The organism is Mycobacterium sp. SMC-21 (assembly GCF_045310825.1).
Taxonomy (GTDB): Bacteria; Actinomycetota; Actinomycetes; order Mycobacteriales; family Mycobacteriaceae; genus Mycobacterium.
Genome location: NZ_JBJIAO010000028.1, coordinates 1 through 18876 on the forward strand (window position 1 = coordinate 1; position 18876 = coordinate 18876).

General features: G+C 62.1%; 16 protein-coding genes and 4 tRNA genes. 8 read left to right on the forward strand and 12 right to left on the reverse strand.

Annotated features, from left to right (window positions below):
• Positions 1–238: 238 nt before the first annotated feature.
• On the forward strand, positions 239–634 hold the full coding sequence (locus ACJH6H_RS21755) for a hypothetical protein (RefSeq protein ID WP_406775793.1): 396 nt from the start codon (positions 239–241) through the stop codon (positions 632–634).
• A 223-nt stretch (positions 635–857) separates the two neighbouring features.
• On the opposite strand, the gene ACJH6H_RS21760 is transcribed toward ACJH6H_RS21755, so the two are convergent.
• The 8 genes from ACJH6H_RS21760 to ACJH6H_RS21795 all read right to left on the reverse strand — a co-directional run bounded on the left by ACJH6H_RS21760 (position 858) and on the right by ACJH6H_RS21795 (position 11944).
• On the reverse strand, positions 858–3644 hold the full coding sequence (locus ACJH6H_RS21760) for a class I SAM-dependent DNA methyltransferase (protein WP_406775794.1): 2787 nt from the start codon (positions 3642–3644) through the stop codon (positions 858–860).
• The gene (locus ACJH6H_RS21765) at positions 3641–6913 is read right to left on the reverse strand and encodes a helicase-related protein (RefSeq protein WP_406775795.1); all 3273 of its coding nucleotides are present in this window, start codon (positions 6911–6913) and stop codon (positions 3641–3643) included. The genes ACJH6H_RS21760 and ACJH6H_RS21765 overlap by 4 nt, the downstream gene beginning before the upstream one ends.
• A gap of 121 nt (positions 6914–7034) precedes the next feature.
• Positions 7035–7652 (reverse strand): hypothetical protein, encoded by a 618-nt coding sequence (locus ACJH6H_RS21770; protein ID WP_406775796.1) that lies wholly within the window; start codon positions 7650–7652, stop codon positions 7035–7037.
• A 129-nt stretch (positions 7653–7781) separates the two neighbouring features.
• Positions 7782–8903, reverse strand: a complete 1122-nt coding sequence (locus ACJH6H_RS21775) for a hypothetical protein (protein WP_406775797.1) — start codon at positions 8901–8903, stop codon at positions 7782–7784.
• Complete coding sequence (locus tag ACJH6H_RS21780; RefSeq protein WP_406775798.1) at positions 8890–9594, reverse strand: metallophosphoesterase; 705 nt, start codon at positions 9592–9594, stop codon at positions 8890–8892. The genes ACJH6H_RS21775 and ACJH6H_RS21780 overlap by 14 nt, the downstream gene beginning before the upstream one ends.
• A gap of 2 nt (positions 9595–9596) precedes the next feature.
• On the reverse strand, positions 9597–10340 hold the full coding sequence (locus ACJH6H_RS21785) for a nucleotidyltransferase domain-containing protein (RefSeq protein WP_406775799.1): 744 nt from the start codon (positions 10338–10340) through the stop codon (positions 9597–9599).
• 291 nt (positions 10341–10631) lie between these two features.
• Positions 10632–11159, reverse strand: a complete 528-nt coding sequence (locus tag ACJH6H_RS21790) for a GNAT family N-acetyltransferase (protein WP_406775800.1) — start codon at positions 11157–11159, stop codon at positions 10632–10634.
• Positions 11156–11944 carry a GntR family transcriptional regulator gene (locus ACJH6H_RS21795; protein ID WP_406775801.1) on the reverse strand — a complete coding sequence of 263 codons (789 nt, stop codon included), beginning with the start codon at positions 11942–11944 and terminating at the stop codon, positions 11156–11158. The genes ACJH6H_RS21790 and ACJH6H_RS21795 overlap by 4 nt, the downstream gene beginning before the upstream one ends.
• 138 nt (positions 11945–12082) lie before the next feature.
• Between ACJH6H_RS21795 and ACJH6H_RS21800 the strand changes: the two genes are divergently transcribed.
• The 4 genes from ACJH6H_RS21800 (at position 12083) to ACJH6H_RS21815 (ending at position 15601) form a co-directional block, all read left to right on the forward strand.
• Entirely contained in the window at positions 12083–12526 is a 444-nt protein-coding gene (locus ACJH6H_RS21800) for a hypothetical protein (protein WP_406775802.1), read from the forward strand.
• The gene (locus ACJH6H_RS21805) at positions 12523–13842 is read left to right on the forward strand and encodes a cell division protein FtsK (RefSeq protein ID WP_406775803.1); all 1320 of its coding nucleotides are present in this window, start codon (positions 12523–12525) and stop codon (positions 13840–13842) included. The genes ACJH6H_RS21800 and ACJH6H_RS21805 overlap by 4 nt, the downstream gene beginning before the upstream one ends.
• Positions 13843–14195: 353 nt before the next feature.
• Positions 14196–14432: a helix-turn-helix transcriptional regulator gene (locus ACJH6H_RS21810; protein WP_406775804.1), complete on the forward strand. Its 237-nt coding sequence runs from the start codon at positions 14196–14198 to the stop codon at positions 14430–14432.
• Positions 14432–15601 carry a tyrosine-type recombinase/integrase gene (locus ACJH6H_RS21815; RefSeq protein ID WP_406775805.1) on the forward strand — a complete coding sequence of 390 codons (1170 nt, stop codon included), beginning with the start codon at positions 14432–14434 and terminating at the stop codon, positions 15599–15601. Before ACJH6H_RS21810 ends, ACJH6H_RS21815 begins: the two co-directional genes overlap by 1 nt.
• A 23-nt stretch (positions 15602–15624) precedes the next feature.
• On the opposite strand, the gene ACJH6H_RS21820 is transcribed toward ACJH6H_RS21815, so the two are convergent.
• The 3 genes from ACJH6H_RS21820 to ACJH6H_RS21830 all read right to left on the reverse strand — a co-directional run bounded on the left by ACJH6H_RS21820 (position 15625) and on the right by ACJH6H_RS21830 (position 15909).
• Positions 15625–15701 (reverse strand) — tRNA-Phe (locus tag ACJH6H_RS21820).
• Between the two features lie 25 nt (positions 15702–15726).
• Positions 15727–15803: transfer RNA gene (locus ACJH6H_RS21825), tRNA-Asp, on the reverse strand.
• A gap of 33 nt (positions 15804–15836) precedes the next feature.
• Positions 15837–15909, reverse strand: a tRNA-Glu gene (locus ACJH6H_RS21830).
• Between the two features lie 164 nt (positions 15910–16073).
• Between ACJH6H_RS21830 and ACJH6H_RS21835 the strand changes: the two genes are divergently transcribed.
• Positions 16074–16146: transfer RNA gene (locus tag ACJH6H_RS21835), tRNA-Lys, on the forward strand.
• Between the two features lie 101 nt (positions 16147–16247).
• Here ACJH6H_RS21835 and ACJH6H_RS21840 read toward each other — a convergent pair.
• The gene (locus tag ACJH6H_RS21840) at positions 16248–16970 is read right to left on the reverse strand and encodes a MerR family transcriptional regulator (protein ID WP_406775806.1); all 723 of its coding nucleotides are present in this window, start codon (positions 16968–16970) and stop codon (positions 16248–16250) included.
• Positions 16971–17050: 80 nt separating this feature from the next.
• On the opposite strand from ACJH6H_RS21840, the gene ACJH6H_RS21845 reads away from it, so the two are divergent.
• Together ACJH6H_RS21845 and ACJH6H_RS21850 are read left to right on the forward strand one after the other, a co-directional pair.
• The gene (locus tag ACJH6H_RS21845; RefSeq protein ID WP_406775807.1) at positions 17051–17842 is read left to right on the forward strand and encodes an SDR family NAD(P)-dependent oxidoreductase; all 792 of its coding nucleotides are present in this window, start codon (positions 17051–17053) and stop codon (positions 17840–17842) included.
• Between the two features lie 32 nt (positions 17843–17874).
• Positions 17875–18864, forward strand: a complete 990-nt coding sequence (locus ACJH6H_RS21850) for an SDR family NAD(P)-dependent oxidoreductase (RefSeq protein WP_406775808.1) — start codon at positions 17875–17877, stop codon at positions 18862–18864.
• The last annotated feature ends 12 nt before the right edge of the window (positions 18865–18876 follow it).

Here is an 18876-nt window from a genome sequence, read left to right on the forward strand (position 1 = left end):
TGCCATCGAGTTGGATCATCTCGCTTCCCCCAGGCATTCCTGGGATTAAGCGTGTCCAACACACGGGGTCAAGTCCCGTCGAGCGGGGCGTTCTCATCAGTGCATCGTCATCAACACCGATGACGCCGACATCGTCATCTTCAACGACGGCCAACACTCAGGTCCGGGTAGCCCGCCTGGTGACACCATCTACACCCTTGGATGGGGCGGGGGAGCACACGGATGGAGCCCCGCTGGGGTGGCCTCGCCGTATGACGATCCTGATCTATTGTCGGAGGATCGTGACCCGATGATTGTTCCTCCGACAGCTGTCAAGAGTGGCTACTACAACAATCGGACGTTGCGCGCGTTGTGGATTCGCGCAGCGAAAGCGCTGTCCGAGGCGGACGAGCTTGTGCTAATGGGGTTCAGCCTGCCGGTAACCGATCTCATCGTTGGGTCGATGTTGTCGACGAATTTGCCACACGACGCGACCATCGTGCCCGTCGACTTCAGCGACACAGTAATTCAGCGTGTCATCGACGTATTTGGATTAAGCGGAGTGGGCGACAGTCGGCTAGTTGCTAACTACGCGGGACTTGGCACACAAGCAATCCCGAAATGGGTGGGCACATTCGCCAATGTCGCGACATAACGAGTAGTTCCGGAGTGGTCTGAGACTTTATAACAGTCCGTCAGCGCAAGAAATGATTGCCATTGGCGAGTGGCCGGAACGAATGGGGCCGTAGCGCTACTCCGGCGCTTGCAAAGTCCGGGAGTGAGCGTTGACCTGAGTCAGGTCCCCTCCGGGATTTTCTTCGATATCACCGCTGTGACCGACGAATTTATTCTCGGCTCGCCACGCACGTCGCGGAACATCACGACGTGACCCTTCGCGTCCTGAGCGGAGCGCTGGAACCCGACTTGGCGATCACCGCGGCGTATCGCTCGAACAGCAGCTGTTGTCGGGCGACCTCATCGCTTGATCCGTCAATGCCGAAGGCTCGGTCGATCACATTGTCCAGTGCCTCGTGCGCGGCGACGACATCGGCCGGCGTCCGATCCGGATCGTAGAGGTCGGCCAGCGATGAACCGGGGTGGTTGTCGCGACTGGCGCTGATCTGCGCGGCGGCTTCTTTAACTGCCCGACGCTGCTCAGTTGTGAGTGACGGCAGAGGGAACGTGTTGTACACGAACGTACTCGAAAAGCGCAGGTCCGACTTGATCCGCCCTCCGATGGCCCGCATCCACGCAATGAACATTGAGGAGGAAAGGATTCCGAATACGAATCCGTCGCCGTCAGCAACCATGAAGTTTGCATCACCGGTGATTACTTCTTCGGGAAACGGGCGCGCAGTAAAATACCGTCGCCCTTCACCAACGTGGCGAGGAATCGCTAAATAGGCACCGCCGGGCCGCTTCTTATTTGGTCGAAATAGATGAGGGATGTCCTGGTACTTAAACGCATCGCCGGATTTAGGTTGTTCCCTCCGCCATTCGGCGCACAGTGCAATGCGCTCCGTTAGAACCGGAGACTTACGCTTATCTGTGTCGGTCAAATTTTCAAGCCAAAGACACCATCGCGGCAGGTCATGAACTAGCTCCCGAGCTCCCACGAACCTTCGCAGGTACTTTGCCGCAACCGCGTCCACTACCACGTTGTCATATTCGTCAGGGGATACGAGCAGATGGCCGCCATCGGTGGGTTGGCTTCCGCGCACAGCCTGCGGCAGAAGATCGCTTAGAGGCTTCGATACGTTGCTGACCAGGACGGTAATCGCGTCACTGAGGTACGGGTTGATGTTCAGTACCTCATGCCGTTGAACTTCACCGCGGCCACCGTCGGCGTAGGTCCACAGCACCGGCGTCGGAGTATTCAGTTTGTCGAAACCCACGATGGACACGTGAACGGCCGCGCCACCCGTGGCTTCTGTGACCCACTGGAACGAGCGGTGCGCGAACCGGCAGCGCCATCCGGCTTCGAGGATGGGCCGCCAGAGGAACTCGACCGGTTCACCCTGACAGATCGAGTTCGTGGACACGTACGCCCAGCGTCCGGCGTGGGTGCCGTAGAAGTCGATCGCCTTGGCGTACCAGCAGGTCACGTAGTCGAGGTAGCCGTTGTAGCGCGGTCCCCAGATGGCCTTGGTGTCGGCGGTCTGCTTCGCGGTCTTGGTGTACTGCCCGATGAACGGCGGGTTGCCCAAGATCACGACGTGGTCCGACGGCGTGACGACCGAGGTCCAGTCCGTGTGCAGGGCGTTGGCGTGCACGATGGTCGGCGCGATAGCGATCGGCAGCCGGTCCGGGGCCTCACCAAACTCCTCGGCCATCTGCTGGTTGGCGAGGTGGTCCACCAGCAGCATCGCTGTCTCGGCGATCCGGGCCGGCCATTCCTCGATCTCGATGCCGAAGAAGTGGTCGAGAGTGATCTTGATTTCCGAGGTGACGTCGAGTGAGAGCTGGGCGCGTTCGACTTTCTTCCCCTCAGCAATCGCCTCCATGTCGAGGTCGCGCCGGCGCTTGAGGATCTCGAGTTCGAGGGCTCGCAGTTCGCGGTAGGCGACGATCAGGAAGTTGCCGCAACCGCAGGCCGGGTCAAGGAACCGGAGCTTGGCCAGGTCATTGTGCAGCTTCGTGAGTTGGCCCTTGTCGTCCCCGGCGCGCTCCAGCCGGTCCCGGTACTCGTCCAGGAACAACGGCCCGATCGTCTTGAGGATGTTTTCCTCGGTGGTGTAGTGCTCTCCGCCGTGCCGACGGGCCTCCCTGCTCTTGACCGTCTGGAACATGGACCCGAACACGGCGGGCGAGATGATGGACCAGTTGAAGGCGCAGGCTTCGAGCAAAGCGCTGCGGAATCCTGCGGACAGCTGGGGCAGGCGGAGCTGTCCGTGGAAAAGACCACCGTTGATGTACCGGAAATATGAGAGGGGATCACCCTTTTCGAAGTCTCTTTGGTTCTCCGGTTTATCGAGTATGTCGAAGAGCCGGAGCAGATCGGTGTGAAGGGTTTCAGGAGTGGTGTGATTTCGCAGGTGATTCTCGAACAATGCTGGGGGCTTCCACATGTCGGCGTCATCACCGAAGAGCAGAAAGAGCAGTCGTGCGAGCAGGAGCGTCGCGTCGTGTTCACCTACACCGGCTGTTTCGAGGTGCGTGTAGAGGGTTCCCATGAGCCGCGCCGCCGCAACGGAAGCCGTTTCGGCTTCGCGGTCGAACGCATCGCGCATCCGTTCCAAGAGCGCGACCAGTGGCAGGTCTTCATCGAAGTCGAGCTCGATCGCCTTCAAACGGCCAGCGAGGTGAGTGGTCCGGTCGCCGATATGGTATTGGTGGACAACGAGTTTGGCGTTGGTGGAACCTAGCTGAGCCCGCCGCGGCCACCGCCATTCTTGACGGTGGTCGTCTGTGAAGATCACAAGGCGCTCCAGGTTGTCCTTGCCGACGAGGACATCGATCTGACGCTGGATCGCACGTGGCGGCAGCACTGGGCAGTGCCAGATACGCAGCCCCTTGTACCCCGCGACCTGAGTGAGCGCGTACTCGGTGCCATCTATGTCGAATGTCAAAACCGGACGGTCGGGGTTATCCCAGCCAAGTTCGTCGATGAACAGAGCCCGGAAGTCGCGGGCGTCGACGAGGTCGAGTAGGCGGTGGTCGGTCATTCGGCGATTCCCATGCTGGAGACGATGCGGATCGGGTCTTTACCGCTGCGGGCTGTGACGGTGAGGTCGCCATCGCGGTGCAGCGCGGTGATAAGCGTGGAGAGTTCATCGTCGCTTGCCCCATTGCGAACAGCTCGCCGGAGCCGATGTTCAGCGTCCTTTGCCAACGGGTGCTGATAGAGATCGTCGAGCGCGAGCGCGGTTTCTGCGTTGTGGCTGTGCAAGGTCGCACCCAGGCGGTTCCAGAGAGTGCGACGGACACCACGTAGGCGCCCCGCTGCGAGGGTTGGTGTAGCGAGTGGCCCACGGACCAGCGCCTCGATGAGCCCGTCATGGTCTGCGGCTGGTTCGAGTCCGGGTTCCTCGGGACCTGCTTCGAACGTCTTGAGGACCTCGTGACCGGTGAGCAGAGAGGTGGTGCCGTCGTCGCTGGCGCGGCCGAACCCGTCGACGCCAGAGTCGGTGCGGACGTAGCAGACCACCCCTGTACCACTGTCCGTGAGTCGCTTGCGTCGGGTCGCGGAAATCATGTCCGGCAGTCCCGCGATCTTGGCCGCGAGCTCCACATCATCCGCCGCCGCGCGTGTCCAGTGCTGGTAGGCCAAGCTCGACGCGTCGACATCATCGGCGGAATCAGGGTCGTCGAGGGTCCCGTTATACAGATCGGCGATCGTCTGGGTTTCACCATCTGAGCCGAAGAACAGTTCGTCTGACCCAAAGGCCTCGGCGTTCGCGTGCAAGCGCTCGCTGATCCGGCGGCGCAGGTCGATCACGTTGTCCACCGACTCGTGGAAAAACGAATACAGCAGGACAGTCTCGGCCTTCTGGCCAACACGGTCCACACGGCCGGCACGCTGGATGAGGCGGATGATCGCCCACGGCAGATCGTAGTTCACGACGATGTGCGCGTCCTGCAGGTTCTGGCCCTCGCTGAGGACGTCTGTCGCGATAAGGACCCGCAGCTCATCCTCGGGAGCGACGTCGGGCTCATGGCCTGGCAACGTGTTCGACTGCGGCGAGAACCGCTGCGCGAGGCGGGTGGGGTTCTCGCTGTCGCCGGTCGCGACACCAACACGATCGATCCCAGCCGCTCGTAGCGCTGCGCCGATGTACTCGGCGGTGTCTTTGTACTCGGTGAACACGAGGACCTTGTCGTCCGGGTGATCCGTTCGGAGCAGGTGGATAAGGGCATCGAGCTTGGAGTCGGTCTCCGGTTTCCAATCGCCGTACATGGTGAGCAATGTCCGAAGCGCCGTGGTGTCCTCGACCAGAGCCTCCCGCAAGGCTGGTGTGAACAGGTTCGGATTGATCCACGTCACACTCGCCGGGTTGGTCTCCTGCAGCGTCGCGTAGCGAGCCGCCGCGGTTGCCGTTTCGTCTCCGCCGCCGGCACCGTCTCCATTCGGGTCGTCGTCGTCTTCGCCAAATTGGTTCTCCGTGATCGTGCCCGCCGGGATCGACAGCCCGTTGTCGATCGCGTACAGAAACAATTCGTTGCGCGCGACGTGCCGCTTGAGGGACAGCGTGAACGAATGCCCGCATGACGACAGCCGCTTATAGAAGGTCGTGCGGACAAAGCCCGCGACATGTCCACGGCCACGCGCCAGATTATCGATGAACTCCCGCTCCGCCTCGGTCGGCGCCGCAGTTGGCGATAGGTAGTTGCCGAGCTCGTACCGGGGCAGCTGGAGCGCAGTGATGGTGTCGAGGGTTGCGTTCCCAGCCATCAAGGTAGCCGGGTCCTCGGGACCGAATGAATGGTCCACTGGCCTCGGAATACGTTGTGGGAACTTGAACTTCGTGCCGTCGGAGAATTCCAGGTACTGCTGCCCGTCGGCATCGGTATACGCGTAATTGTTCTTGATAAACGTGCGTGTGCGGCGAACGAGATGTTCACTCATCAGGCGCTTCCAGTCGTCTGGGTCTTCGGACCGACGGAAGGCTGCCATCGTGGTGGTTTTGCCGTCGACCTTGTCGACGAGTCGAGGATCAGCGGCAATAGCGTTTACCGGTGCGATTCCAAGGTCGTCGTCGTCATCGATATAGAGCCCGAGCTGGTTCGCGACATCCTGGAAGCGGATGTTGTACGGAGTAGCCGTCAGGAGCAAGGCCTTGCTGTCATTGGCGTCGATGTAGTCGCGGATCGCCTTGTAGTCCCGCCGGGTGTCGTTCCGCAGCGTGTGGGACTCATCGACGATGACCAGCTGGTACCGGCGCAGCGCAGGCAGAATCGCGTGAGCCATCGAGTAGGGCACCACGCAGCCGTGCAGGTCGTAGGCCTCGAAGTGCTCCTCCCACATCGACACAAGGTTCTTCGGGCACACCACCAGCGGCATGAAGCCGTGTTCGTCGCGGAGCATCAGCGCCACCGCGATCGCCGTCAGGGTCTTCCCGAGGCCGACGACGTCACCGAGCATCGTGCCGCGCCGCGTCATGATCCGGCGAGCTAAGGTCTGCACCGCGGTCGCCTGATATTCGAGCAGTTGCTCACGTATCGCGCTGGGTACGGAGTATTCGGCGAGCCCTTCGCGGACGTCGCGGGAAAGGTCGTAGCAGACCTTCAAAAACACCTCGTACGGTCGGCGGGGTTCACGCCGTGCCCACGACTCGTCGAGGAGGTCGAGAAGGTCGGCGGTGATCGGCCGGCTGAACTTGTCTGTCCACCGATCCGTGAACCACTGCGCGAGGTCCTTGGCCGCCGTGGTGTCGAGCACGTCGACGTTGAGCTCGTAGTTGACGGTGAGGCCTGGGCGGGTGAGGTTCGACGAACCGACAAACCCGGTGATCGGATTGTTGAGGTCCTCGCGGTGACAGATGTATGCCTTGCCGTGCAACGGCTTTCGGGTGTGCACCTTGATCTCAACAGCACCGGTAGAGAGCAGGTCACGCAGAGACTGCAAAACGGCCCGATCCGCTGCGGTAGGAAGGCCACGCATCAGCTGTATCCGGAGCTGCTCGATAAGGATGGCCTTGCGTTCGCGCGCGGCGTTCGCGTCGGCGTCGGATTCGGTCGTGCCTTCCAGGCCAGCCTGCAGGGCGTCGAGGGTCTCCTGCTGCACTCCGGCGGTCACCATGCCTATGAGGATTCGGACGATCGGCGGATCGCCCGCATTCCAGCTCTCTGCCTTGTCCCTGATCAGCTGGTCGAACACGGCCCACCCACGCAAGTTGAAGTAACCGACGGCGACGTCCATCGTGTTCGACACCAGGAGCGTCTTCGCCAGGTGCGAGCCCAGGTCCTGTTTGATGTTGTCGAAGATCCGCGTCAACGCTGCGCCCGCTTCCCTGTGAGTCGGTAGGTCCGTGATTTTTCTACACGACGTGGCCGACGAACCCGCCTTCAACCAGGATGTTCAGCCCCGTGGCGCCTCCTTCAGCCCCACGTCCCGCTTACTCCGAGCGACCTTCCGTCGGATTCGGAGTTGCTGTGCCTTCAAGGTAAGCATCGAGGCACTGCTGGAGGAGCATGAGTGAAAACGGCATGACCTCGTCGGCATCAACGTCGCCCACGTCAGAACCGTCTGGCAGAAGGAAGCCTCCGGTGCTGAGCTCGACGTTGATCCAAAATCGGTGCAGGTCTTTCAAAATGGCGAGCGCGTCGACCAAGAGCTCAGTATCTGGGTCCTCGTCGGGGTCGATGATGTACTTGGCCAATTCATGAACGAGCTCGTCCCGATGAGTACGGACTAAGTCGAGTCGATCCGCCTGCATCTGTGTGATTGCGTCGTTTCTGACCAGCCACAGCAAGGATGCACGAAACCTGTTCGACGCCAGAGACAGAACATGATTGCGGTACTGCGTCTCTTCCTCAGCAGTCATCGACCAACCGCCGTCCAGGTCCCAGTCCAGACAAAAGAATTCGCGAACCTTGACGAGCACCAAGTCTTTGATCATCTCGTGCGCGATCTGGTAAAGGCCTGCGAACGCGAGCGTCCCTCGAATGACGTCTGGCTTCAGCTTGGCGCGCAACCGCTGCTCGTACCCGACCGGGTCGTCCTGATAGCTCACCCACGCAAGTCTGACGGATTTGCGTAGATCATTGCCAACAACTTCGCGATGGCAGCATATCGATACATGTACGGCCGACACGCGCACACGGCGGCACCAGCCGTCGACGGGCTCCGATCACGACGGGCACTACCGATCGACAACCACGACGGTGACAGTCATTCCGGGCTGTGACACATCGATTCCCAGATCACTCTCAAGCCCCCGCGGATTATCGACCCACCCGTCCGGGTCGAAAACAATGCAGATCAGGTGGCCGATGTTCCCGATGCCTTTGTAACGATCGCGGTCGACGATCAATTGCTCGCCAACTTCTTTGTGCGTAAGCGATTTGGAAGCGTGCTTCAGTTCGACCCCGATGGCATACGCGGGTAGAAGATAGTCAATGCGGCTGTTCGAGCCCGCATACGAAGGTACGTACTCTTCGTCGCGCACATCGTCGAAGAACAGCTTCAGAAGCGCCTTGAAGAGATACTGATCGTCCCATTCGTTAGAGAACTCAATCGTTGTCTTGCCCCGGGGGTGTTTGCGCAGGCTTCGCTGTACAAGGACAAATTGTTCAGCGATGGCCTCGATTACCTTCGCGGCATCCAGCCGTGCACCAGCGAAGCCGACAATGCCGGGTGAGGACGCCGTCTTGACGGTTCCATTGATGAGCTTCAGAAAGAGCTCGCCGATGATCTTCGCTTTGCTGGCGCATGACCTCGACGTGGCGGACCAATCGCCGGCAGTGAATCGGTCGGCCTCATCCTTGCCTTTGAGCGCGGATCGGGTGTCGAGATCGTTCAGAAGTGCCATGTTAAGGAGCCGACCGTGCGGAGCGTAGTTATCGCCGAAGTGCTCGACGAAAAGATCGTCGATATCTATTCGCCGTGTGGGAAGCGCGATGCTCCCCGGTTGTTCCGTCAGATAGCGAAGCCGAGCCACTAGGGCATCGAACCCGTACTCCGGCCGATTCATGTTCCAATGGACGACCAGTGCCTCTTGGTAGGACCCGAGCCTAACGAAGAACCGGCGTAGCAGGTCGAGTTCGAGATCAGCTGGAGCTACGCCCTTCGGTGCATCGGTACGACTGAACGCAGACACGTCACCGCTGCCAAGGTCGTAGATTGCGATGCTCGCAACGCCTGGCGGGTAGTCCTTCGCGGTGATGATGGATTCGCACGCATAGTGGACAGCAATGATGGCTTCGTTCGTTTCGACAGCGCGCGAAAGCTGCTCAAGAGAGTGTTGCGGCCTAGTCAATCCCATCTCCGACGTCAGTGCTGGACTCAAATTGCAGGATTTGCCCGCTCGCGATGTCGAATGCAGTCAGCGGTCGCCCGCGCACGGTTCCACACCCGGTGTCCAGGCATACCAGATGCTGCGAAATGAAAGGCACATCCGTCGCTTGAACAAAATGGCCGAAGAATGTGCGCCGCCGCGGCCAGGGACCATTGTGGGCGAAAATCCTTGAATTACCACGTCCCGCCACCGCGGCATCTGTACGAAGCGTTACGTCAAAAGGGTCGAATCCAGTGTGAGAGAAGAGATAGTCATGGGTCTCAAGAAACGAAGGCAGCGACTCCAGCAGCTTTCTGTGACGAACGTCGAATCGTTCGCGGAATGCCCGCGCGGGATCATCCGTGATGTCGTCCATTAGATAGGATTTGATGGTGGCAAGGCCCCCGTGAGCAGCGAATTCTTCTAGTGGTCCGCCATCAAGGAACTTCAAAAGTTCACGCTCGTGGTTGCCACGAAGGAACACAAACCGCCCGTCCTCATATTCAGGTGCGTTAGCCAGGACTTCCAGTACCAGTCGGCTCTGCGGACCTCGATTCACGTAGTCACCGAGAAGCACCAGCGGCTGCCTTCGCTCCCGGGCTAGCGCGAGCAATGCCTCCAGCGGCGCCACCTCACCGTGGACGTCGCCCGCCACGATCGCAGTTGCAAAGCGGTCCATGCTTAGGATGGCGGAAGCGTCAAGAGGGAGTAGTCAATCTGAGCGTTGCCGGCGATTGCATGCTCCAACTGCTTAGACACAAGCGGATAGCGACCGATTGACCAAACGGTGATCGCTTCAAGCGTCTTGGGCATGCCAGTTGGTAGCGGCACGTCCAGCAATTGCACACCGCTGCCAAGAAGTGCCTCGAGATCTTCAACGATTGAACTCCGAAGCTGAGCTGCGACGGCCGGAATACCGGCCACACGTGCCGCGGCCTCCACATCGAAGATCGGGTTGCCAAGCTCCGCCGTACGCACGTACAACGCAGAGCGAACAGTGAATCGCGCCAGGTTGTCTAGCAGCGGGCGGTATTGTGCCGCATCGGGTTTCGACATGGCTTCCAGGAGGACCCGCAACTCCGTCTTCAAGCGGAGATAAGTCGCCGGCTCTCGATACGCGCCCAAGGCGGCAGAGACCAAATTATACGGGTCAGACAGCACGATGCCCTCGTCGATCAGGTGCCGTACGAAGAGGCTGCCGCGCTCGGCCATGGATGTGAGGTGGGCCGCGGTGTAGACGGTCACGTTCATCGAGCCGACAGCGTACGAACGCGGATTGTCCTCGACAATCTGGAGGACGTCGATGTCGCTGTCATCCCGGGAAGTGCCCCGCGCTCGGCTCCCGTATAAGACGAGGCCACGGTTGTCGTCACCAAATTCGGACAGCAGTCGCCTCACCAGGTGTGTCGCATGTGCTGCGGTCACGCGAGGCCCCCTTTTGTCCGTTTCAATCCAAATGTAGACGACGCATCCGACAGTGCAGTGGTACGACGCTCTGTCCAGAGGGCGGTGTCGCGGAGCAGGGAGCCGTGCCCCACCGAGTCACGCGGATCGGCCGAACGAGGTCAGGCCACGAGCTGACTACGGTCGCACAAACTGAGACCGCCTACCTCGGGACCTGCGACTTAACCATCACACAACATCCACGGCACCTCGGTAGGGTTCAACGCTGCCCCACCTTGCACGGCGCGAGGTCATCACGCTTCGAAACACATCTCAGTCCACAGGAGGCTGGGTCGGCAAAGCGTAGACGGCAGCTTCTTCTGTCTTGTTGCCGCTGTGCTCATGGACGACGGTCCCGAGCCTTTGATAGCCGAGCTTCTCGTAGAGTCGGATCGCGCCCCGGTCTTTGAGCATCACGTCGAGAGCCACTGCGAGCTGGCGTTCGGCGGCGAACCGATGCGCAGCTTCCATCAGCAGAGCCCCCGCACCCAAGTTGCGATGGCAGGGATCTACGAAAAGCCTTGCCAATACAGCCAATTGACTCACATCTCCACCAGTAACGCGTTGCCAGAGGATTGCCGTGTCATCGGTATCGCGCGCCAGGGCTAGCGCTACGTGGCCAATGGGCTCCTCCTCATAGACCGCTGTCCATGCCGCCAGTTCCGCCGGCGGCCCTATCCACGCCTCGGGATTGCCAACACCTTCAACGGGATACCCATCACGAGCATGGACGCGGACGAGAACGTCGGCGAGTGCGGCCAGGTCCGCCGGGCGCCGGCGGCGGATGATTACGTCGTTCATTCGTCCACCTTCATGGTGTAGTCGAGACCGGTGTAGTCGGCACGCATGATGAATTCAGTCACCTCAAACGGCTGCTTGTCCTGATCAAGTCCGGTGTGCAGCACCACGAGGACGGGGACGCCTTCGGGCATAATCAAGCCTCGGGCTTCCTCCGGTGTTGGCATTCGGGCGGTGACTTCTTCGCGCGTGTAGGTGATGAGGTGCCCTTTGTCCTCGAATCGCGCGTAGAGGTCGCCAACTCCGAGTTCATCGTTGCGCCCTAGAACAGAACCCTTTGCGATGTCCCATGGGATGTACGTGATGCCGATCTGCATAGGTTCAGAGTCAGCGAAGTACCAGTTTTCCCGTCGCACAGCACTTTTCGTGTCCGCGCTGATCTGTAGTCGTTCGGCAATCGCTTTCGGTGGCACAACGCGCTCGATGTTGGCCAAGAACGCGTTGGGCACCCGGTCCTGAGCTCGCACTTCGGCATGGAAGGGCGACAGCCCTGTTTCTTCGCGCAACTTGCGCGAGTACCGGCGTTGACCGAATCGCATCAGACGTGGCGCTGATCGGACGAACACACCGCGGCCATGCTCGGCGGTGACCAAACCAGATTTTGCGAGCTGCCTGACGGCCTCGCGCGCCGTATTACGTGCCACGTCATATGTCGCTGCGAGCTGCCGCTCCGAAGGCAGCTTGTCCCCCGGCCCTAAAACTCCCGACTCAATCGCAGCACGCAGCGCCGCCTCCACCTGCCGGCTGGCGGTGGAGTCACCTTGCGGAGTTCTTTCTGCGTCAGCCACAGGGCAAGTGTAGAACAACTGGCTCAAGCCACCTATTGACAAGTGGCTTAAGCCAGTCCTACCGTGGCTTTACTGGCTCAAGCCAGTTGCGATGGAAGCTCCAACGCAAGAGAAACCAAACCCAGGAGACGAAAACCCATGGATATCAAGGTGACTGGAGATGTTTACGCGTGGATCGTCAAGCCGGCCCGGCCGCGATCGATGTACTCCGGCCGAGGCGAAGGCCGCGTCGTAACTGGACGTGAGTACGACGATGACGGTGCCCCACTGTCCGCAGCGGAGGCGCTGCTCATCAGCGATTCACTTGGCGTCACGCCCGGCGCCACCCTGGTCATGCCCGACAACGTGGCTGCAGCGGTACCGATCGGGGCCATCGTGGCGGTCACCGGCCGCAACGGGTTGTCAGCACGAATCCTCGGAGGCGACTTCGGCAGTACCCGCGTCTCAATCCTCGGCATCACCGACGCCCGCATCATCGCCGACGGCGCACAACTGATCCGCGAAGCCGCCAGCAGGAACAACACTGCTGGCCGAAGCGCCAGCGGAACCGCCGCACCGACGCCCGGGAAGGTGTCGGCATGAACCCCGATCCGTACGCACCCGTCGACCCCGACACGCCCCTGCGGTTCGACCACCTCCTGCACCTGCTGACCACAGTCGCTATTTGGTGCACCGTGTTCGTCGTCATCAGTGCCGCGACACTGTCATATTGGCGGCTGCATGCACCCGAGACTTTCGAGCGCGACTTCGCGGCACCAGTCCGCAGGATGCGGTGGCGACTGTGGGCCATTCTCACCTGGGAGCGGTTGGCCAAGCGGTGCGGATTGTCGGCATCCGAGCACGTCACACGCAAGGACAACGAAGGCCGCCCAGTCACTAAGACGGTCTGGTTCCATCCAAAGTTGGTGCAGGTAAAGGCATCTGGTCACTGCCTGCATCTGACGGTACGAACCCGCACGGGACTGACCGTCGAAGACTTGGAGCGTGCCGTTCCCGCAATCCGCGACGCAGCACGAGCGCACTCCGCACGCTCGGTCGTCGTCGCGCCCGGCGCAGTTCGGATCGAGCTGGTGATGCGCGAACAACTCGCCGCAGTCAGCCACGGCGCACCATCGTCAGCGTTGGCCGTTCGCAATGTGCAGCTCGGCCGCTGTGAAAACGGCGCACCCTGGACCTTGACCATCACCGGCCGACACACCCTCACAGTGGGCTGCTCCGGCGCAGGCAAAGGATCAATCTTCTGGGGTATCGCGGGCGGCTACGGGCCAGCAGTCGCCGCCGGGTTGGTCCGGCTGGTTGGGATCGACCTCAAATACGGCATCGAATTGTCCGTCGGTGCCAACTTGTTCACTAAGATCGCCACCACGGAGTCCGACGCAGTGAAAACCCTTGCCGCACTGGAAAAACTGATGGACAAGCGCGGCATAGCGATGGCAGGCAAGACCCGCGAACACACTCCCACCACATCAGCTCCCCTAACTGTCCTGCTGATCGATGAACTTGCGGGAGTCACGGCATACATGAGCGATCCGGCCCTACGCAAGGAAGCCGCAGCCTCGTTGTCGCGGATTCTCACCAAGGGTCGCGCATTGGGCATCGTCGTGGCAGCGTTCCTCCAGGACCCCCGCAAAGAGGTGCTCCCGATGCGCGGATTGTTCACCCAAACCATCGCACTGCGGCTCCGGTCCCGTGAAGAAGTCGCTATGGTGCTCGGCGACGGAATGGCCGACAAGGCACCCGCACACCGCATCAGCCCGGACGTGCCCGGCACGGGATACGTCGTCGCGGAAGACGGACAAGTCACCAGAGTGCGTTCCGACTACTGGAGCGATGACCAAATCCACACCACAGCAAGGAAATACGGACGATCGAACGCCACCGGAGCGGGCCATGAATGACGATTGGCGCATCTTCGAACCGCCAGACCCGTACGAACTAGCCAGACGAGCCGACGATCTGTTGCACCGAGTCAACCTCGTCCGCGCCCACGGCTGGGACCAGTACCGCCAACTCTGGTCCTGCGGCGAAGTCCTGGGAGTTGCTCTGCTCTTGGGTAACGACTCAGAGCTCCAACGGTCCGGCGAGACAATCGTTTCCGCATTGGAGCGGTGGGCGTTCGATCTCTGGGGAATCGTTGGTGGGCAAGAAGATAGCGACGCCGGACTCCGCCGTACGCGTGCCTGGTTCGCATCCCTACGGGCCGCGATCAGCGTTCCGGACATTCAGCAACCACCGGTGACAAGGTGAAGCTATGGTCATCCACGGCCTGCGGGACGCACTCATCACATCGGGCAACTTTCCAGAACTGCTTACCGCCGAACAAGTTTCAGCACTGCTCGGAGTATCAGCGGCAACGCTGAACCGCTGGGCAGCGATCCGCGAAACCACCGGACAACAGATCGGCCCACCCTGCTACACACTGTCAGAACGGGTACGTCGATGGGACTGCGCCGAAGTCCGGTCATGGCTCAAGCAGGTGCGCCAGTAATGGCCGGCAATACACCCCGCGGCATCCGAAAGCGCCTCAACGCAGCCGGTGAACCCCGCTACCAAGTCCGCTACCTGGTCCGTGATCCCGATGCCTCGTCAGGCTGGGTTGAAACATCGGCGACGTTCCCAACGCTGCGCGAGGCCAAAGCATTCAAATCCGAACGCGATAACGAGGCCGCGCTCGGAGCCCGCCGATTCGACCCGCGCCTCGGCCGTACACCTCTGAACCGAATTTGGACACAGTTCTCCGACTCGAAGAAACCAGCGGTGTCTCCGAAGACCTGGAGCGGTTACACCCAGCACTGGGACCTACGCATCGCCCCGAACTTCGGCCACGTACCCGTCGACGAAATCACCCGCGCAGGCATCCAAGAGTTCGTCGATGGGCTGACCGTCGGACCGTGGGCAAAGGTGTCCACACTGAGACTCCTGCGATCGATCCTCGACGTCGCGCACCAGGACGGCCGCATCCACCGCAACCCGGCAACCGGAGTTTCGGCCGGGCGCATCCCCGAACGCGAACGGCACCGATACCTCACCGCTCAGGAAGTCCAGACCCTCGCCGCGGCCTGCGGCAACGAAGGTGACGTCGTGACCGTCCTCGCCTACACCGGGCTGCGCTGGTCCGAACTCGTCGGCCTCCGCGTCAAAGACGTCGACCTGACCGCCCGGCGTCTGTACGTCCGACGCGCCGCACCCGAAGTCGAAGGTCGCATCGTCGTCGGTCCGCCGAAAACCCGAGCCGGCATCCGAACCGTCCCACTCCCCCAAGTAGTGGTCGAAATCCTCAAACGGCGGATCAAAGGCCGAGCTGCCGACGAACCGGCAGTCACCTCACCCAACGGCAAAATGCTGCGATCGACCAACTGGCGCCGACACACGCACTGGAACAAGGTCCTCAAGAAAACGCACCTAGCGCCGCTGACCATTCATGACCTGCGCCACACCTACGCAAGCCTGGCCAGAAAGTCAGGCGCGGATCTGCGCTACGTACAGAAAACCATGGGCCACTCGACACCGACCGTCACCGCGAACATCTACAGCGACCTCTACGCCGACGAGCTCGACCAGGTTGCAACCAACCTCGATCAACTTCACACGACCGAGACTCAGACACCGAAGACCGGACAAGAACCGGACGAATCAGACCAACCACCGAGTGCATGACCCGTGTTTGTGCAGGTAAAGAATGGTGGCCAGGGCCGGGATCGAACCGGCGACCTTCCGCTTTTCAGGCGGACGCTCGTACCAACTGAGCTACCTGGCCGGAAGGGCAAGTTGCCTCGCCGTTCTGGCGACCCTGACGGGACTCGAACCCGCGACCTCCGCCGTGACAGGGCGGCGCGCTAACCAACTGCGCCACAGGGCCTTACATACTGCGTTGCTTCGCTTTCGCGTTGCGTACCCCCAACGGGATTCGAACCCGTGCTACCGCCGTGAAAGGGCGGCGTCCTAGGCCACTAAACGATGGGGGCCAATCCGAATCTCTTCGGGGGCACTCTCAACGTTTCCGTTGGGAGCTTCGATAGCTTAGGGCACGACCGCCCCACGGCCCAAATCGGCACTTCAGACCACCAACGGCCGCTCAACCACCTACCCGCGGAGGCGGCCTCACGGGACGCAGTATCCTGTGTCCCACGCCCCTATAGCTCAGTCGGTAGAGCTACGGACTTTTAATCCGCAGGTCCCAGGTTCGAGCCCTGGTGGGGGCACAAATATCTCGCCCTACGCCGAGCGTGGGGCTTTTCGAGAAGCCGCCCGGCGTGTCGTCTCGGCAACCCCCACGCTCGACGCAAAGCGTTGCAACGCCGGCCTACTTGGCCGGGATCTCCAGTTCCACCACGCGTTCCTGCACCGCCTGACTGATCGCGGCGGTGAACCGGTCGGCCATCATCTGCGCCGCCAGTGGCCGCAGGTTCGGCACCACCTTGGCGATCCGTCCGAGGTATACATTCGGGTCCTCCGCTTCCCGAATCCGGCTGAAGACCACGTCCGTCACCTCGTTGGCGAGGGCGTCGATGTGCTTGTCGACGACGCCGGCCAGGCGCCGGACATCCTCGGCCGGCACGTTGGTGTCGCGCAGGTTCATGGCGGCGCCCAAGACCGACTGCCGGACGCCGAAACGGCCGTCATCCAACCGTCGGATCGCCCCCAAAGCTTCGAGCGTGTCGAGGGCCCGGTCATCCAGCGACAGACCGGCGCGCTGTTCGAGTTCGCGTAGGTCGACGGTCTCGTCCTCGGCGGGGCTCCACGGTGTGAGAAGTGCCGCACGCACCGCGAGGTCGTGGGCCGTCGCGCCTTCGGGTAGCCGCGCCAGCACCTTGGTGATGGCGGCCAGCGTGTAGCCGTGCTGTTGCAGCTGTTGCACCAGCTCAAGCCGAATGCGATGCGGCGCACCGTAATACGCGAGACGGCCGCGCCGCTCGGCGGGCGGCAGCAGGCCGCTCTCGTTGTAGAAGCGAATGGTGCGCACGGTCGTGCCGGTGCGAGCGGCCAGTTCGTCGATGGTGAATTCCTCGACTGTGACATCTGTCATTCCACGAAGTATAGACACCAACATTCACACTGTGCCAGTGTTACTGGCACAGTCACACGTCACTAGGAAATGAGAGCCACATGACCCTGCCGAAGCCCGATGGCACCACCGAGGTCGTCATCACTGGTGCCTCGTCCGGAATCGGAACCGAACTGGCCCGCGTGCTCGCCGCCCGCGGCTACAGCCTGTTTCTGGTCGCCCGTCGCCAGGACCGCCTCGACGCGCTGGCCGACGAGCTGCGCGCCACGTACGGCGTCGCCGTCACGGTGCGGCCGTGCGACCTGGCCGACGCCACGCAGCGTCAGCCGCTCACCGAGGAACTGCGCACCCGGCCCGTCGCCGGCCTCATCAACAACGCGGGTTTCGGCACCAGCGGCGCCTTCCACACCCTGCCGATGGACCGCGAGCGCGAGCAGGTCGAGGTCAATGTTGTTGCGGTGCAAGAACTCACCCACGCCGTCCTGCCCGGCATGGTCGAGCGCGGCGCCGGCGCAGTCCTCAACGTCGCCTCCGTCGTCGCGTTCCAGCCCATGCCGTCGATGGCGACCTACGGCGCGTCGAAGGCGTTCGTCAATTCGTTCTCGGAAGCCGTCCACGAGGAGCTGCGCGGCACCGGCGTCTCCTGCACCGCGCTGTGCCCCGGGCCGGTCCCGACCGAATGGGCCGAGGTCGCCTCCGCACATGAGTTCAGCCTGCGGCCCGCTCAGGTCTCCCCCGCAGACGTTGCGACCCAGGCCGTCGACGGCATGCAGGCCGGCGCCCGCCAGGTGATCCCCGGCACCGTCGTGAAGCTCATGGCCATCACCGGCTCCATCACTCCCCACGCCCTGCTGCTGCCCGCCCTGCGCCTGGCCCGCCGGGCCCTGGGCTGAAACCAACCGAAACCCGAGAACGGACCCCTGCCATGAACCTCTCCGACATCACCGCACTGGCGACCAAGCCCGTCGCCGCCGTCAGCGCCAAGCCGCTCGCCGTGTTCGCAAGTGTCATGAACACGCCCATCAAGACCCGCCCGATCTATCTGCAGACCGTGGTCGACGCCCTCACCGGCTACACCCTCGAAGACGCCGTCGCGGGCAAGGTCGTCGTGATCACCGGCGCCTCGGCCGGTATCGGTGAGACCACCGCCCGCCGCATCGGCGCGGCCGGCGGCGAGGTCGTGCTGGTGGCCCGGACCCGGGAGAACCTGGAGCGCGTCGCCGACGACATCCGCGCCGACGGCGGCACCGCGCACGTCTACCCCTGCGACCTGAGCGACCTCGATGCCATCGGCGCCATGGCCGACCAGGTGCTGGCCGATCTGGGTCACGTCGACATCCTCATCAACAACGCCGGCCGGTCCATCCGCCGCTCGCTGGAGCTGTCGCACGACCGGATGCACGACTACCAGCGCACCATGCAGCTGAACTACTTCGCGCCGGTCCAGCTGATCCTGAAGTTCACGCCGGGCATGCGCGAGCGCGGCTTCGGGCACATCATCAACGTGTCCTCCATCGGCGTGCAGACCAAACTGCCGCGCTTCGGCGCCTATATCGCCAGCAAGTCGGCACTGGACGGACTGTGCGACACGTTGCAAGGTGAGACGGTGTCGGAGAACATCACCTTCACCACGGTGCACATGCCGTTGGTGCGCACCGCGATGATCGCCCCGACCAAGATGTACGACCGCTTCCCCACCCTGACGCCCGAGCAGGCCGCGGCCACGTTGTGCGACGCGATCATGCACCGGCCGCGCCGGCTCAGCCCGCCGTCCGGACAGCTGACGGCCCTCACCGACGCCCTCAGCCCGCGTCCGTTCGACCTGGTGCGGAACAAGGTCTACTCGATGTTCGGCGAGTCCGCCGCTGCCCAGGCAGCACCGGCCGAGGCTGCCGAATCCATTGTGGCCGAATAGAAGAGGACTGTG